Raw genomic sequence first — 17,435 nt, forward strand, 5'->3', positions numbered from 1 at the left:
TTTCTACAATTTAATTTTAGTGTCATTTTGTGATTTCATCTTATTGCATTTTTACTTTCATGTTTTTTATTTATTTTATCGTGGTTATAGCCATCGGTAATGACGTGAGCCGTTGATGGCATTCCATCAGCGTATTCTTTAAATATGGTGTCTAAATAAAGGTTTTTTAATATGTCTAATTTTAAGAAAAGTGCATTGATTATTGCGTTGGCGTCTTCTGCTTTCATTTCCCAAGCATTTGCTGCAGATGAAGGTAATGGCCGTATTCATTTTACCGGTACTGTTATTAATGCACCATGCTCTATCGCGCCGAACTCTACTGATATCAGCGTAGATATGGGGCAGGTAGCGAATAAATTACTGGAAACCGGTAATAAATATTCTCAGAACGTTCAGTACAACATTGACCTGCAAGATTGCGATCTGACTGAACAAACCGCAGGTTCAGTAACTTACCCTGCAATGTCTAAAGTTACCGTAACTTTCGGCGGCGTTTCTGATGCAACCTCTCCAGCATTGCTGGCAAACACCGGTAGCGCAGGTGGTGCAGGTATTCGTCTGATCGACACTAACGGCGCATTGCTGAAAGTGGGTGATACCGGTGCTGATGTTAATCTGGTAACTGGCCCGAATCAGATAGTATTCGCAGCGCGCGTTGAAGCAACTGGCGCACCTGTAACAACCGGTACTATCGTGTCCCAGGCTACTTACGCGCTGAACTATAAATAAAATTACCCTTCGTACTTGGCGTTGCAGCAGCGTTAGCGGCACTTGTTTGCTGCTTTGCTGAAACACCAATTACTTTGGGTCATACCCTGCTTATTTGACGTTACAGCGGCGTATGTAGCTTCAATTTAAGGGGAGGATACTCCCCTTTATTAATACTTTGCCATAAGACAGTGATTTATTTATGCAATATAAATCTAGAAGAAAAGAAATGATCTTTCGAATGGTGCAAATATTAACATTGGCAGGTTTGAGTTTATTATTGCCTGGAATGGCTGCAGCAGTAGAGTTTAATACCAATATTATCGATGCAAAAGATCGCAGTAATATCGATCTGTCTCGTTTTGAGGTTGATGATTATACCCCTCCTGGTGATTATCTGCTTGATGTCCTGATTAATGGCCGGCTGTTACCTGAGCGCTACCTGATACCCTATTTACCTGTCGATGATGGGAAATTAACTAAATTATGCCTGTCTCCAGATTTAGTTGATCTGCTAGGGTTAGCTCCGGCTGTGCGTGAGTCGCTGACATTATGGAATGATGGCAAGTGTGTCTCTATTGATCAAAAAGAAGAAATTACGGCAAATTACGATAAAGAAAAACAATATTTAATTATCTCTATTCCACAAGCATGGTTAGCTTACAGTGATCCTAATTGGGTGCCGCCTTCTCAATGGGATGATGGCATTCCCGGCGCTATATTGGATTACAACCTGTTTGGTAATCGTTATGCGCCGAAAAGTGGTAGTAGTAGCACTAATTTTAGCAGCTACGGAACTGCGGGCGCCAATATGGGGCCATGGCGTATCCGTGCTGATTACCAATATATCAATAATGAAACAGAAGGCTCGCACTACAGTAATTTTGACTGGTCACAAGTGTATGCATTTCGGGCTATCCCAGCGATAGGGGCTAAATTTATTGGTGGTCAAACCTATCTCAGCTCCAGTATTTTCGATTCATTTCGTTTTCTGGGGGCATCACTTTCCAGTGATGAGCGGATGTTGCCACCGACACTGCGTGGCTATGCACCGCAAGTGATCGGCATTGCTCGCACCAATGCCAGAGTCATTCTGAGCCAAAATGGCCGTACCCTTTACCAAACCAACGTTGCTCCGGGGCCGTTTGTTATTCAAGATATTAGTGAGGCGGTACAGGGCAATATTGATGTCCGCGTGGAAGAGGAAGATGGTCGTGTAACCACTTTCCAAGTTAGCGCCGCAACCGTACCATTTTTAACCCGCAAAGGTGCCATCCGCTATAAAACGGCTTTGGGCCGTCCGATGCAGGGCAGCAATAACGCGGTAAGTGATCCGACTTTCTTTAATGGTGAGTTTTCATGGGGGGCATTTAATGATGTTTCCTTGTATGGCGGAGTGATTGCGACGTCACAGGACTACACCGCGATAGCCATGGGTGCTGGGCAAAATTTACATGATTTCGGTGCGCTGTCTGTCGATGTTACACATTCCCGCTCTCAGTTACCGCATGAAGGGAAGCAGAGTGGTGAAAGCTACCGGGTTAACTATTCCAAGCGTTTTGACCAGACTAATAGCCAGATTACCTTTGCCGGATACCGTTTTTCCGAAAAGAACTTTATGAGCATGAGCCAGTATTTGGATCGGCTAAATGGCAATAATTATCTACAAAATGATAAGCAAACATACACCGTGACCGCGAACCAATATTTGGCCTGGCCGGATATCACTATGTACTTATCTGCTACCCATAAAACTTACTGGAATGATGTATCCAGTAATAATTACGGTGTTTCTGTCAGCAAAATTTTTGATATTGGCTCTTTTAAAGGCATTTCGACGACAATCTCTGCCAATAAAGTGAAATACCAGTATGAAAGCGAAAATCAGGTGTTCTTCTCATTCAGCGTCCCGATTGGTGTTGGGCAGCAGGTCAGTTATGACGCGCAACGTGATAAGAACAACGGCTACTCGCAGAATATCTCCTATTTCAACAGCCAGGACCCGAGGAATATCTGGCGTGTCAGCGCCGGGGGCGCCAGCCCTGAAATACAGCAAGGAAATGGCGTGTTCCGTGGTGGCTATCAGCATAGCTCCCCTTATGGTGAGTTTGGTGTCGATGCCAGCCATAAAAATAATGAATATAACTCGTTGAATACCAACTGGTATGGCTCGATAACCGCGACTGCGAAGGGTGTTTCAGCTCACCAGAATAAATCGGGTAATGAGCCAAGAATAATGATTGATACCGGCAATGTTTCAGGTGTGTCATTGAATAATAATTCGGCGATTACCAATCGGTTTGGTGTGGCAGTGGTAAATGGCGTTACCAGTTATCAGCAGTCAGACGTTCGGGTTGATGTGCAAAGCCTGCCGGAAGATATTGAAGTCTATAGTACTGTTATTCAAAAAACCCTAACCGAAGGTGCTATTGGTTACCGTGAAATTAGGGCAGTAAAAGGTCAGCAAATTATGGCCATAATCCGCCTCAATGACGGTAGTTTCCCACCACTTGGGTCATCGGTTATTGCTGATAAAACCGGAGCCGAGGTAGGTATTTTAGGCGAAAGTGGCTTGGCCTATTTGGCTGGCTTAGAAGATGCCGGGAAACTGACGGTTCAGTGGGGCAAAAAGCAGTGCAAGATAGTATTGCCGGAAAATAACGGCATGAATTCAGGGAAAATTCTACTTCCTTGTCAGTAGGTTAGGCAGCGATATGGAAAAATATTAATTAAAATAGTTTATTGACCGAAAACTATTATTGACCGTAAATTATTTTTTACCCAAAACTGTTGCTTACTTAAAGCAGTTATTCACAGCATAACGATCTAATTTAGAGCGGAACAGAAAATGAAAGACCTTAATAACATGATGCTGGTTAGGAAGAACCAGCAGATAAATAATGCCATAGTAGGGATTGCCTTATTGCTTACCACGATGGTCAGTGAGGCGGCGATTAATCTTGACCGGACACGGATTATCTTCAACAGCAGCGATAAATCAGCCAGTGTTATTTTGCAAAATCAGAGTAAAACATCACCTTATTTAGCGCAATCATGGTTAGAAAATGCCGCTGGCCAGAAAGTAGATAACCCATTGGTTGCTTTACCGCCAATGCAGCGGATTAATGCCGGCCAAAAAAGTCAGGTGCGCATTATGAAACTGCCTGATGCTGATAAATTAGCTACAGATCGCGAGACGCTATTCTATTTCAACGTGCGGGAAGTACCACCAAAAAGTGAAATGACCAACGTGGTACAAATTGCGATTCAAAATAGAGTGAAGCTATTTTACCGCCCTACGGCGATAAAAGCAGATTATAACGAGGTCTGGCAGGAAAAATTACAGATTAGTAAGCAAGGTGAAAGTCTAAAAATTCATAACCCGACACCGTATTACATCACGTTAGGGTATTTAAGCCAGGATAATCGCGGTAATTTCCCCGGTTTCGATAGCCTAATGATCGCGCCTTTTGGTACTGAGATTGCCAAGACGCCAGGTTATAGTGGCAGTCGTTATAGCATTGGTTATATGGATGATTTTGGTGGCATGGTCATCCGTATTTTTAACTGCTCGGCTGTTGATTGCCAAATTCAACCTGCGGAAAAGAAAAAGTAATGCGCGCAGCCTGTTCCGGTACCGGTAAAGGAATGACAATGACTCATGCTATGTTAAATAAAATGGGCCGGATGGGTGGCTCGGTAGTTATTTTATTGGTGACGCTGCTGTTATCGCAGGCGGCCTATGCCCTTGATTGTGTTGAAAAGGGAACCGGTATTGTGATTAAGCCTGCGATACCTATCGGGCAATTAGCGATACCATCGAATGTTGCGGCAGGGACGAAAGTCTGGGAATCGAACGATATTACTGTTACAGCCTATTGCGATAACGTATTAGGCTCGACGGTTGACCAAGTGTGGTTCTATTTTAACCCGCTACATCAATCGTTGGGGCAGGGGTTGCAATTAGGTGTCAGTTATAATGGGCAGGATTTAGAAACTAACGCGGCCCGTTTAAATACCAATTCCTCTCCGATTGTTAAAGGGCAAAACGTTACCGTTACGGTGACTTTCCGGCTATATATTAAAGTGACCGGTAACCCACCTTCGAGCGGTTATTATGTGGGTGCAGATAACTTCACGGTATTCCAACTTGATGGTTCAACTGGGCTGAATCTGACCTCTGGGGCAAAGAACTTGCGCTATGCCTTATCAGGGTTAACGGGAGTACGGTTTATTGCCTGCGGTGCGGACTTGGTGGTATATCCAGAATCGCAAATCGTGAATTTTGGCGTATTCAATAAAGCGTTGCTACAAAATAGCGGCAATAATATTAGTCAGCCGTTTTCCATTACCGCAGTGAAACAAGGTTGCTTGTCCAATTTTTCTATTCAGGCGCAGTTCTCAACCACGAATCCGTTAGTGGGTGATAATGCCATTGATATGCAAAACGGCACGAAATTGACGATTTATAATGATGCCAGTCAGGCGATTGTATATAACCGTTATAACGAGTTCGCACAGTTGAACGATGTGAGTCAGGTGACAAAAAATTATACTGCCAGCCTGAATGCTATTGCCGGGCAATCAGTGAAATTAGGCCAATTTGATGCCACAGCCATCGTGAAAATCAACTATTACTAATACGCTCAGGGCTGAGGGGTATTACTCACCAGCCCTGAGGTGTTATTTACTCACATAACGGCAGTAATTGCTGATAGAGCTTTTTGAAGATTGTCCGTTGAGCAGTGTAATAGTGATGGCGATCTGTATCAGGTAAATGGGTTTGTTCCAATATCAGTTCAGGTAATAAGTCCGCTAATGGCGTTTCTGGGTTCAGTGCAATTTGAGCCAACCGGGCTGCGCCCAACGCTGGGCCGATATCCCCCCCGGTACGATATTCCAGCGTTTGGCCACTGATATCAGCCAACATTTGCCGCCAATAGGCACTGCGAGCCCCCCCGCCAATCAATGTGACTGATGTCGGCTGCAATCCGCTGGCATGCACCGCATCCATCCCATCAGCTAAAGCAAATCCCACCCCTTCTAACACCGCACGGGCTAAATCTGCCCTGCCATGTTGGTGGGTAAAGCCCCAGAATGCCCCTTTAGCATTGGGGTTATTATGGGGAGTCCGTTCGCCAGAAAGGTAGGGTAAGAACCATACCGGGGTAGCCGCTGGCGGTGCTTTCTCCACTTCTGCTATCAGTGCAGGAACATTATCGACGCCGGTGAGTTGGCAAGCCCAGTCAAGACAGGATGCGGCACTTAGCATCACCGACATCAGGTGCCAAGTATGTGGTAATGCATGGCAAAAACTATGAACTGCGCTGGCGGGGTTGCTGAGAAAGCCGTCACTGACGGCAAAATAGACGCCGGAGGTACCCAGCGACAACATCGCCTGTCCGGTCTGATACAGACCAACACCAATAGCACCGGCAGCATTATCACCGCCTCCGGCCACTACCGGAATGGTGTTGATACCCCAGCGGTGGGCAATAGCTGTACTGACATGGCCGGTAATCTGGCTGCCTTCAAACAGTGCTGGCATGTGCTGGCGGTTTAAACCGCAGGCGGCCAACATCTCATCACTCCAGTCACGCTGCGCGACATCCAGCCACATAGTACCGGCGGCATCGGACATATCGCTGGCGAAATCACCACTGATCAGAAAACGAAGATAATCTTTTGGTAACAGTACCTTATCAATACGACTAAAAATATCTGGCTCATGCTCAGCCAGCCATTTCAGTTTTGGTGCGGTAAACCCGGGCATCATCAGATTACCTGTAATCTGGCGCGACTCGGGTACTGCTTGCTCCAGTGCCTGACATTGGGCAAAACTGCGACCATCATTCCATAGAATGGCTGGGCGCAGCACCTGATGTTGTTTATCCAGTAAGGTTGCGCCGTGCATTTGCCCGGTTAACCCAAGGGCTTTTACCTGCTGCAAATCATGTGCTGCGGCCAGAGCCTGCATGGCCTGATCGGTTGCCTGCCACCAGTCAGCCGGGTTTTGTTCCGACCACAACGGGCGTGGGCGCGAGACGGATAAAGCGGCACTTTGGCTCGCAACTACTTGCCCGTTTTCGGCCAGTAGAATTGCTTTGACGCCGGAGGTGCCCAAGTCGATGCCAAGGTACATATACCTTCCTTATAGATGAGATTGGGGCAGCGGGTGCCCCATCTTAAACATCAGCCGAATAAATAGCGGTTAACCAGATTTTCTAACTGCTCCTGATGACCACTCTGATGTTGCGGATTCAGGTTATGCTGTTCGGCATAGCGTGCCAGCTCTTCCAGCGACAGTTTACCTTGCAGAATTTGCTGACCCATCTCAGTATTCCAACCGGCATAGCGCTTGGCAACGCGTTGATCCAACTGACCATCTTCAATCATTTTGGCGGCAACTTTCAGTGCCAGCGCCATGGTATCCATCGCCCCAATATGGCCATAGAACAGGTCATATTTATCGGTACTTTGGCGGCGTACTTTTGCATCAAAGTTCAGCCCACCGGTAGTAAAACCACCCGCTTTGAGGATCTCAAACATCACCAACGCATTTTCTTCTACACTGTTTGGAAACTGATCGGTATCCCAGCCCAACTGTGGATCACCACGGTTAGCATCTACTGAACCGAAAATACCTAAGGCAATAGCACTGGCGATTTCGTGATGGAACGAGTGGCCCGCCAATGTGGCATGGTTGGCCTCAATATTTACTTTAATCTCTTTTTCCAGCCCAAACTGCTTGAGGAAGCCATAAACGGTAGCCACGTCATAGTCGTACTGATGCTTGGTGGGCTCCTGTGGCTTAGGTTCAATTAATAGCGTGCCCTGGAAACCGGTTTTATGTTTGTGCTCCACCACCATCTGCATAAAGCGGCCAATCTGCTCGCGTTCCTGGCGCAAATCGGTGTTTAACAGTGTTTCGTAGCCCTCACGCCCGCCCCATAACACATAGTTTTCACCGCCGAGTTTTTTGGTGGCATTCATGGCAGTAAAGACTTGAGTTGCAGCCCAACTAAAGACTTCTGGATCAGGGTTAGTGGCTGCCCCCGCGCCATAGCGTGGATGGGTAAAGCAGTTAGCTGTACCCCATAATAATTTTACGCCGCTGCTCTCTTGTTTCTCGGCCAATACCTCGGTCATAACGGCAAAATTATTAAGATACTCTTTCATTGACGCGCCTTCTGGCGAGACATCGATATCATGGAAGCAGTAATAAGGCACATTCAGTTTATGAAAGAATTCAAATGCGACATCGGCTTTGCGTTTTGCCAGAGCCAGTGCATCCCCCGGATGCTGCCACGGGCGATCAAAGGCATTGCTGCCAAACATATCGGCCCCGCCCCAGCAGAAGGTATGCCAATAACAGGCCGCAAACCGGAGGTGGTCGGCCATTCGCTTACCAAGAATAATTTCATCCGGGTTGTAATGATGAAATGCCAGCGGGTTAGCGCTCTGGCTGCCTTCGTAACGCACTTGTTCTAATTCATCAAAATAAGATTGCATGCAATACTCCTTGGAAGCTGGCCCCGCTTTTGCCGGGCTGATGAGCTTTTATCTTCGGAGTTGTTAGCGATTCTCTCAATTACGTTATTTCACACTTAAATTCAGAGAATTATTAATTGTGGTGTAGATCTCATAAATAACCGCTTAATTATAAAAATGCTTAGATATTCATTACACGGATAACATCCCGTAATGGAATTATGCATTTTATGAGGAAGAAAACATGATCGTTATCATAAAATTAACATTAAACCAAAAAACATAATTGGCGGATGAAAATCTGTAATTGCCGATGTGCAAATAAGCGTCAACAATCCCTATTGCAGTCGATGTTTACCGTTTCTCTTACCCTGCTTGCACAATAAGAAAGGTACCGAAAGATGAAATTTAAGAACATTTTACTCTCCGCATGTGCCGCTCTGGTGATGATTAGCCAGCCCGGATTTAGTAAAGAAATTAAAATCGGTATGGCGATAGATGATCTCCGCCTGGAACGTTGGCAGAAAGACCGCGACATTTTTGTTAACAAAGCTGAATCACTTGGCGCTAAAGTATTTGTGCAATCTGCAAATGGCAATGAAGAAACACAGATGTCACAAATAGAAAATATGATTAATCGTGGCGTTGATGTGTTAGTTATTATTCCCTATAACGGTCAAGTATTAAGTAACGTTATCGCCGAGGCTAAACGGGAAGGGATAAAGGTATTAGCGTATGATCGTATGATAAATAACGCTGATATTGATTTTTATATCTCATTTGATAATGAAAAAGTGGGTGAGTTGCAGGCGAAAAGCCTGGTTGAGCGGGTGCCGCAAGGCAATTACTTCCTGATGGGTGGGTCACCCGTCGACAACAATGCCAAGTTGTTCCGTCAAGGGCAAATGACAGTGCTTAATCCACTGATAAAAGAGGGGAAAATAAAAATTGTCGGTGATCAGTGGGTTGATGCCTGGTTACCAGAAAATGCCTTGAAAATTATGGAGAATGCACTCACTGCCAACAATAACAAGATTGATGCTGTGGTGGCATCCAATGATGCAACTGCTGGCGGGGCAATTCAGGCGTTAGCTGCACAAGGGTTGGCAGGGAAGGTGGCTATTTCCGGTCAGGATGCTGATTTGGCTGCAATAAAACGAATTGTTGCGGGTACGCAAACCATGACTGTATATAAACCAATCAGTAAATTAGCCAATGATGCGGCAGAAATTGCAGTCACCTTGGGTAAAGGTGAGGAACCAAAAGCCAACAGTAAATTAAATAATGGTATAAAAGATGTTCCTGCTTATTTATTAACACCGATTCAAGTTGATAAAAGCAATATTGATAGCACTATCATAGCCGACGGATTCCACAAAAAAGCAGATGTTTATTGATTGGCATATTGCTGATTGGACTTTGTAATAAACGGCCAGTTATTTAATTTATTAACATGGCCGTTATTTAATGTAGCCGCAATGCTATAAAATCAGCAGTATTAAGGAGGGGTTATGCCCTACCTGCTAGAAATGAAAAATATTACTAAGCAATTCGGTGTGGTTAAAGCCGTAGATAATATCAGCCTGACATTAGAGGCCGGACAAGTATTATCGTTATGTGGTGAAAACGGTTCGGGGAAATCCACACTAATGAAAGTGTTATGTGGTATTTATTCCACCGGTTCTTATCAGGGAGAAATATTTTTTTCAGGCGAAATGTTACAGGCCAAAAATATTCGTGAAACAGAGCAAAAGGGCATTGCGATAATTCATCAGGAACTGGCGTTAGTGAAACAGATGTCGGTGCTGGAAAACATGTTCCTCGGTTCCGAATGGGGGCGCTTCGGCATTATGGATTACGATGCCATGTATTTACGCTGCCAGCGGATGTTGGCACAGGTCAAACTGGTCGTCGACCCTCACACTCCCGTCGGTGAGTTGGGCCTTGGGCAGCAACAGCTCGTTGAAATTGCGAAAGCGCTGAATAAACAAGTGCGGCTACTGGTATTAGATGAACCTACCGCCTCACTGACTGAAAGTGAAACCGCTATTTTGCTGGATATTATCCGTGACCTGCGAAACCACGGTATTGCCTGTATCTATATCTCGCATAAATTGAATGAAGTCAAAGCGATATCCGATCATATCTGTGTGATCCGCGATGGTCGTCATATTGGTACCCGCCCGGCGGCGACCATGAGCGAAGATGACATTATCGCTATGATGGTAGGCCGCGAACTGAAAGAGCTTTACCCCCATGAAGCCCACCATATTGGCGAAGAAATTCTACGGGTGGAAAATCTCTGTGCCTGGCATCCGGTCAACCGCCATATTCGCCGGGTCGATGAGGTCTCTTTCGTGTTGAAACGTGGCGAGATTCTAGGTGTTGCCGGGTTGGTAGGCTCAGGTCGAACCGAAACAGTGCAATGTCTGTTCGGCGTCTATCCGGGCCGTTGGCAGGGAGATATTTTTATTGATGGTAAACCGGTGACCATCAACACGTGTCAGCAGGCGATGAAACTGGGCATTGCGATGGTGCCAGAAGATCGCAAAAAAGACGGCATCGTACCGGTGATGGGGGTGGGCGCGAATATCACACTGGCGGCCTTGGATGATTTTACCGGTGCTTTTAGCATGCTGGATGATGCCAAAGAGCAATCCACCATTGCGCAGTCTCTGGCGCGGTTAAAGGTCAAAACCTCTTCATCAGAGCTGGCGATTGCCCGCCTTAGCGGTGGTAATCAGCAAAAAGCGATTCTGGCTAAATGCCTGTTACTGAACCCGAAAATTTTGATTCTCGATGAGCCAACTCGTGGTATAGACATCGGCGCAAAATATGAAATCTATAAACTTATCAATCAATTGGTCCAGCAGGGAATTGCGGTCATTGTGATTTCCTCTGAATTGCCGGAGGTTTTGGGATTAAGTGATCGGGTGCTGGTCATGCATCAGGGGCGCATCAAAGCTGATCTCATTAACCATAACCTGACCCAAGAAAAGGTCATGGAAGCCGCACTCAGGAGTGAAACCCATGTCGCAAGCTAATCAGTCTGAACTGAATACACCAGAAAATGGCGTTAAAAAGCCACTATTTCGGCTAAAATCAGTTAATTTGCAAGTTTTTGTCATGTTGGCCGCTATTGCAATTATTATGCTGTTTTTCACTTTTACCACTGAAGGGGCCTATCTCAGCGCCAGAAATATCTCGAATCTTCTGCGCCAAACGGCGATCACCGGCATCTTGGCGGTGGGGATGGTGTTTGTCATTATCTCAGCGGAGATTGATCTGTCGGTCGGTTCGATGATGGGGTTGCTGGGCGGTGTGGCCGCGATTTTTGATGTGTGGCTTGGCTGGCCGTTGCCGCTAACCATTGTGGTTACGCTAGGCTTGGGGCTAGTACTGGGGGCATGGAACGGTTGGTGGGTTGCCTATCGCAAAGTTCCTTCATTTATTGTCACCCTTGCCGGAATGCTGGCTTTCCGTGGCATCTTAATCGGTATTACCAACGGCACCACAGTATCGCCAACCAGTAATGCGATGTCACAAATCGGTCAAAGCTACCTGCCTAATGGATTCGGTTTTGGTATCGGGGCGATTGGCCTGATGTTGTTTGTGGCCTGGCAATGGCGTCGGCGTAGTCACCGTATTCGGCTGGGTTTGCCGGTTGCGGCACCCCAGGGAGATGTTACTCGCCAATCTATTACTGCTGTAATAGTTCTTGGGGCTATATATTTATTGAATGATTATCGTGGTGTCCCTACCCCGGTATTAATTCTTACGGCGCTGATGCTGGCCGGTATATTTATGGCTACCCGGACTGCTTTTGGTCGCCGGATCTACGCCATTGGCGGCAATATCGATGCAGCCCGTTTATCTGGGGTCAATGTAGAACGCACCAAACTGGCGGTATTTGCTATCAATGGATTGATGGTGGCAATAGCCGGTCTGATTCTTAGTTCCCGCCTGGGGGCGGGTTCACCTTCTGCGGGTAATATTGCCGAATTGGATGCCATCGCAGCTTGTGTGATTGGTGGTACCAGCCTTGCAGGGGGTATCGGCAGTGTTGCTGGTGCCGTGATGGGCGCATTTATTATGGCTTCTCTCGACAATGGGATGAGCATGCTGGATGTGCCGACTTTCTGGCAGTACATTGTCAAAGGTGCGATTTTGTTGCTGGCTGTATGGATGGATTCCGCGACCAAACGCCGGGTTTAACCCTATCTTTTTGCAGAGAGATCAATGCCATACTGCGTTGATCTCTCTGCTTATTGAGTCTTGATATCCCACCTATTTCAGGAGCCATTCCCATGTTTGAGAAACGCTACCGGATAACCTTGCTGTTTAACGCTAACAAAGTATACGACCGGCAAGTGGTGGAAGGGGTCGGTGAGTATTTACAAGCTTCACAATGTGATTGGGATATTTTTATTGAAGAGGATTTTCGTTGCCGTATCGATAACATTCGAGATTGGCTGGGTGACGGTGTTATTGCCGATTTTGATGATCGGCAGATAGAGCAATTACTGGCGAATGTAGATGTCCCGATTATTGGCGTGGGTGGTTCTTATCATCAATCGGCAGATTATCCGCCGGTCGATTATATTGCGACGGATAATGCAGCGCTGGTTGAGGCTGCTTTTATGCACTTGAAAGAAAAGGGTTTAAATCGTTTTGCTTTCTACGGACTGCCTGCCAGCAGTGATAAACGCTGGGCACAGGAGCGAGAATATGCTTTCCGACAGTTAGTGGCGGCCGAGCAATACCAAGGGGTGGTTTATCAAGGAATGGCTACCGCGCCGGCTAACTGGCAATACACCCAGAACCGCCTGGCGGACTGGGTGCAGACCTTACCACACCAGACCGGGATTATTGCTGTGACGGATGCGCGAGCGCGACATTTGCTCCAAGTGTGCGAGCATCTGGATATTGCGGTACCCGAGAAGCTGAGTGTTATTGGTATTGATAATGAAGAGTTAACCCGCTATTTATCGAGGGTGGCACTCTCTTCGGTGGTGCAGGGAACCCGACAGATGGGCTATCGGGCAGCTAAGTTGTTGCATCAACGCCTTAATCAGCGTCAGAAACAACAAGAGACAGCGCCATTACAGCGCATTCTGGTGCCACCGGTTAAAGTCATGGCCCGCCGCTCAACCGATTTTCGCTCGCTACGTGATCCGGCAGTGATTCAGGCGATGCATTATATTCGCCATCATGCTTGTAAGGGGATTAAGGTTGAGCAGGTATTAGATGCGGTAGGAATGTCGCGCTCAAATCTGGAAAAACGCTTTAAGGATGACATTGGGCAGACCATTCATGGCGTAATTCATGAAGAAAAGCTTGATCGGGCGCGTAACTTATTGGCTGCCACTTCCTTGCCTATCAATGAAATATCGCAAATGTGCGGCTATCCATCGCTACAATACTTCTATTCGGTATTCAAAAAAGGCTATTCCATTACCCCGAAAGAACACCGCGATAAATATGGCGAAGTGAGCTATTAACTGATTCGGTACTCTCAATAATGTCTCATCCCACTCTTACTTGAGGGGATTATTCATCATGTTTATTGAATGGCTAGCACCATACAATAAACAAGCTATAATCACCGCCTTACACCATTCTTCCAAATGGAAGATCATCGTCCCCGGTGGGGCGGCTGGACTTCAAATCCAGATGGGGCCGCCAGCGGTCCCTGGCAGGTTCGACTCCTGTGATCTTCCGCCAAAAATTTTTTTTGCCTATTCCTCAGCACTTACAAAATATCCCCATTTTAAGTAAATATGAAAAATAAGTAGAATCAGCTTGTTGAAGTTATGATGATTCGATACGGATGATTTTGTATGATTCTAAACCAATAAAATGCCAAGTTATTTTCAGTAGTACTGATAATAAAAACATGTTCTTAAAAACAGTATTGACATCTGGTACAGAACACGTAGATTGGAATTCAACACCGGTGCAATTAGTAACGAACTCTTTATTTAGCCGGTGTCCATGTAGTTGATTTAAAATAATGCGATAAAGGTCACGAAATATTTTTTATGTGAGATTCGCGATGGGTTTTTAATAATGGACTCGTGCGATGATGATTTCAGGCCACGTAATAAATCTTTACGATCGCATATGTGGACCAAAACGCGATGAGTTAAGGCTTTGTTGTTAATAGTAATGTTCGCGATTTGTGTACGTAAGTATGAAGTCGAGGATATCGCGAAGAAAGTAAAGCCATGTAGTAAGAGTATATATCGCGAGGGTGATGTACTAATTTAGTCAGTGTTATCATAAGCATGGCTAAATGTAACAAACGGGAAATGTTATCATTCAGTTAATATATTGGAGGATAGAGTTAGTTGTAAGCACCAAATATTCCTGTAGAAATAGGTACATCTTTGTAAATAGTACTAAGATAAGTGTCACGTTATTAAGTTGATTAATGTTTAATTTTAAATCTGTAGTACCTTAAAAGCCCTGACTATTGTAGTCGGGGCTTTTATCATTGTGGCTTTATAAGGTTTTGTATTACTGCGTTTTATCGGGGCGATCCAATGCTGTTATCCCGATAAGAACAAAATAACCGCCATGAGGGCGCCCCAATCCCATCAATAACTGAAGCTTTTAACCCGCGCCAGCACATGCTCCCCTACCGGCATAGTAAGTGACGTACATCCTATATAATCGCCAACTAACCCCAGAAAAGACGTAAATGTCTTAAATACATTGATGGCTTCGTTTAATATTGTTTTCTTTCATTTTATCCGATGGGGTCACCGATGATCGCAGTTATCTTTGAAGTTGAACCGGCAGAGGGTGAGTACCACGCATATCTGGATTATGCCGGGGCACTGAAACCTTTATTGGAACAAATGGACGGTTTTATTTCAGTAGAACGTTTTCAGAGTTTAAGTAATCCGCAGAAGTTGTTATCGCTATCATTTTGGCGCGATGAGGCGGCCGTTAAGCAGTGGCGGAATATTGAACAGCATCGTAGCGCACAAGCCGCGGGGCGTGCGAGTGTGTTCGCCGGTTATCGCCTGCGGGTAGCGGCGGTGGTACGGGACTACGGCTTAACTGAGCGAGAGCAAGCGCCTGTTGATAGCCAGGTTCATCATAAACAATGAGTTATAGGTAACGATGGATACATTTTGTGTTTGGTGGCCCCTTAATGGTCAACCGCGGAACCGTATAGTGTATTTGGGACGATATCGCCGATTTAGTGTGTCACAATGTAAAATCCATGTGACGTATATGTGACTTCGTGCGCAAAAACACACCAATTTTATGCTGATTTCATCAGTAAAACCACGTTGAAAATCCTTCTACTCTGCCTTAACGCAGAACGAAATTAATTATAACTAATTAATTTAAAACACTATTCATAATATTATTTTTTTTGGGTACGGCAGAATATTGCCTTTTTACCAGAGCTTGATTGTACTTGTCTATACGAGTATATGTTAATAAATACTCAAGCTAAGTAATGTCGTTGATACCTGAAAAACTGGTTGAAGGAAATTGCCGTGACTGCCCCAAATAGATTCCGTGATACTGAGATTCGTGCCCCGCGTGGTACGCAACTTACGGCCAAAAGTTGGCTGACCGAAGCCCCGTTACGTATGCTAATGAACAATCTTGATCCAGACGTGGCTGAGAATCCAAAAGAATTAGTGGTTTACGGCGGTATCGGCCGCGCAGCCCGCAATTGGGAATGCTATGACAAGATTGTTGAAAGCCTGACCCATCTGAATGACGACGAGACGCTACTGATTCAGTCAGGTAAGCCCGTCGGTGTCTTCAAAACCCACAGTAACGCCCCTAGAGTATTGATTGCCAACTCGAATCTGGTGCCTCATTGGGCCAACTGGGAGCATTTTAACGAACTAGATGCCAAGGGGTTGGCGATGTACGGCCAGATGACCGCAGGCAGTTGGATTTATATCGGTAGCCAAGGCATTGTGCAGGGTACCTATGAAACCTTCGTCGAAGCCGGTCGACAGCACTTTGGTGGCAGCCTGAAAGGGCGCTGGGTATTAACGGCAGGTCTGGGTGGCATGGGCGGGGCACAGCCACTGGCGGCAACCTTGGCGGGTGCATGTTCTCTGAATATTGAGTGCCAGCAGAGCCGCATCGATTTCCGTCTTAAAACCCGTTATGTCGATGAACAAGCCACCGATCTGGATGATGCGTTAGCGCGAATCGAAAAATATACTGCGGCGGGTGAAGCTGTTTCTATTGCACTGTGTGGCAATGCGGCTGAAATTTTACCTGAGCTGGTTCGTCGTGGGGTTCGCCCAGATATGGTGACCGACCAAACCAGCGCACATGACCCGCTAAACGGTTATCTACCAAAAGGCTGGAGCTGGGAAGAGTATCGTCAGCGCGCCCAAAGCGAACCCGCATTGGTGGTTAATGCCGCTAAAACTTCCATGGCGGAACATGTTGAAGCGATGCTGGCCTTCCACAATATGGGTATTCCAACCTTTGATTACGGCAATAATATTCGCCAGATGGCACAAGATATGGGGGTCACTCATGCTTTTGATTTCCCTGGTTTTGTCCCTGCGTATATTCGCCCGCTATTCTGTCGCGGTATTGGCCCGTTCCGCTGGGCTGCGCTCTCTGGTAACGCCGACGATATTTATAAAACCGATGCCAAGGTTAAGGAACTTATCCCTGATGATGAGCACTTGCATCACTGGTTGGATATGGCCCGCGAACGTATCAGTTTCCAAGGGCTACCGGCCCGTATTTGCTGGGTAGGCTTGGGGCAGCGCGCTAAATTAGGTTTGGCTTTTAACGAGATGGTTCGCAGTGGTGAACTGTCGGCCCCGATTGTCATTGGCCGCGACCATCTGGACTCCGGTTCAGTTGCCAGTCCTAACCGAGAAACCGAAGCGATGCAGGACGGCTCTGATGCCGTATCTGACTGGCCGCTGCTCAATGCATTGCTCAATACGGCCAGTGGCGCAACGTGGGTTTCTCTGCACCACGGTGGTGGTGTCGGGATGGGCTTCTCCCAGCACTCTGGCATGGTGGTGGTCTGTGATGGCACTGATGATGCTGCTGAGCGCATCGCCCGGGTATTACATAACGATCCGGCTACTGGTGTTATGCGTCATGCAGATGCAGGTTATGACATTGCCATTAATTGTGCACAAGAGCAGGGGTTGAACCTGCCGATGGTTGCTGCAACTCAAGGTAAAAAATCATGAAAACAGTCAATAAAACAGTCAATAAAA

The 17,435-nt window shown here is 46.2% G+C and carries 12 protein-coding genes and 1 tRNA gene; 11 read left to right on the forward strand and 2 right to left on the reverse strand.

Features of this window, described 5'->3' with window-relative positions; translation table 11 throughout:
• The first annotated feature begins 171 nt into the window (after positions 1-171).
• The 4 genes from V1955_RS00280 to V1955_RS00295 all read left to right on the forward strand — a co-directional run bounded on the left by V1955_RS00280 (position 172) and on the right by V1955_RS00295 (position 5,349).
• Positions 172-729, forward strand: a complete 558-nt coding sequence (locus V1955_RS00280; protein ID WP_083161443.1) for a fimbrial protein — start codon at positions 172-174, stop codon at positions 727-729.
• Between the two features lie 220 nt (positions 730-949).
• Positions 950-3,409, forward strand: a complete 2,460-nt coding sequence (locus V1955_RS00285; protein WP_227746574.1) for a fimbria/pilus outer membrane usher protein — start codon at positions 950-952, stop codon at positions 3,407-3,409.
• 147 nt (positions 3,410-3,556) lie between these two features.
• Positions 3,557-4,324 (forward strand): fimbrial biogenesis chaperone, encoded by a 768-nt coding sequence (locus tag V1955_RS00290; RefSeq protein ID WP_083161439.1) that lies wholly within the window; start codon positions 3,557-3,559, stop codon positions 4,322-4,324.
• Between the two features lie 38 nt (positions 4,325-4,362).
• Entirely contained in the window at positions 4,363-5,349 is a 987-nt protein-coding gene (locus V1955_RS00295) for a fimbrial protein (protein WP_083163973.1), read from the forward strand.
• 46 nt (positions 5,350-5,395) lie between these two features.
• Here V1955_RS00295 and xylB read toward each other — a convergent pair whose 3' ends face one another.
• Entirely contained in the window at positions 5,396-6,850 is a 1,455-nt protein-coding gene (xylB, locus tag V1955_RS00300; RefSeq protein ID WP_372568446.1) for a xylulokinase, read from the reverse strand.
• A gap of 50 nt (positions 6,851-6,900) precedes the next feature.
• Positions 6,901-8,220 (reverse strand): xylose isomerase, encoded by a 1,320-nt coding sequence (gene xylA / locus V1955_RS00305; RefSeq protein ID WP_083161436.1) that lies wholly within the window; start codon positions 8,218-8,220, stop codon positions 6,901-6,903.
• A 380-nt stretch (positions 8,221-8,600) separates the two neighbouring features.
• Between xylA and xylF the strand changes: the two genes are divergently transcribed.
• The 7 genes from xylF (at position 8,601) to hutU (ending at position 17,408) form a co-directional block, all read left to right on the forward strand.
• The gene (gene xylF, locus V1955_RS00310) at positions 8,601-9,596 is read left to right on the forward strand and encodes a D-xylose ABC transporter substrate-binding protein (protein ID WP_050086873.1); all 996 of its coding nucleotides are present in this window, start codon (positions 8,601-8,603) and stop codon (positions 9,594-9,596) included.
• A 114-nt stretch (positions 9,597-9,710) separates the two neighbouring features.
• Positions 9,711-11,243, forward strand: a complete 1,533-nt coding sequence (locus V1955_RS00315) for a xylose ABC transporter ATP-binding protein (protein WP_420073509.1) — start codon at positions 9,711-9,713, stop codon at positions 11,241-11,243.
• The gene (gene xylH / locus V1955_RS00320) at positions 11,230-12,414 is read left to right on the forward strand and encodes a xylose ABC transporter permease XylH (protein WP_083161431.1); all 1,185 of its coding nucleotides are present in this window, start codon (positions 11,230-11,232) and stop codon (positions 12,412-12,414) included. The genes V1955_RS00315 and xylH overlap by 14 nt, the downstream gene beginning before the upstream one ends.
• 92 nt (positions 12,415-12,506) lie before the next feature.
• The gene (xylR, locus tag V1955_RS00325; RefSeq protein ID WP_442820412.1) at positions 12,507-13,700 is read left to right on the forward strand and encodes a D-xylose utilization transcriptional activator XylR; all 1,194 of its coding nucleotides are present in this window, start codon (positions 12,507-12,509) and stop codon (positions 13,698-13,700) included.
• A gap of 128 nt (positions 13,701-13,828) precedes the next feature.
• Positions 13,829-13,923, forward strand: a tRNA-Sec gene (locus V1955_RS00330).
• A gap of 1,046 nt (positions 13,924-14,969) precedes the next feature.
• The gene (locus V1955_RS00335; protein ID WP_083161417.1) at positions 14,970-15,317 is read left to right on the forward strand and encodes an antibiotic biosynthesis monooxygenase family protein; all 348 of its coding nucleotides are present in this window, start codon (positions 14,970-14,972) and stop codon (positions 15,315-15,317) included.
• 399 nt (positions 15,318-15,716) lie between these two features.
• On the forward strand, positions 15,717-17,408 hold the full coding sequence (gene hutU, locus V1955_RS00340; protein WP_083161415.1) for a urocanate hydratase: 1,692 nt from the start codon (positions 15,717-15,719) through the stop codon (positions 17,406-17,408).
• Positions 17,409-17,435 lie beyond the last annotated feature (27 nt).

The sequence above is a fragment of the Yersinia sp. 2545 StPb PI genome (assembly GCF_052217125.1).
In the GTDB taxonomy this organism is placed as follows: Bacteria; Pseudomonadota; Gammaproteobacteria; order Enterobacterales; family Enterobacteriaceae; genus Yersinia; species Yersinia enterocolitica_E.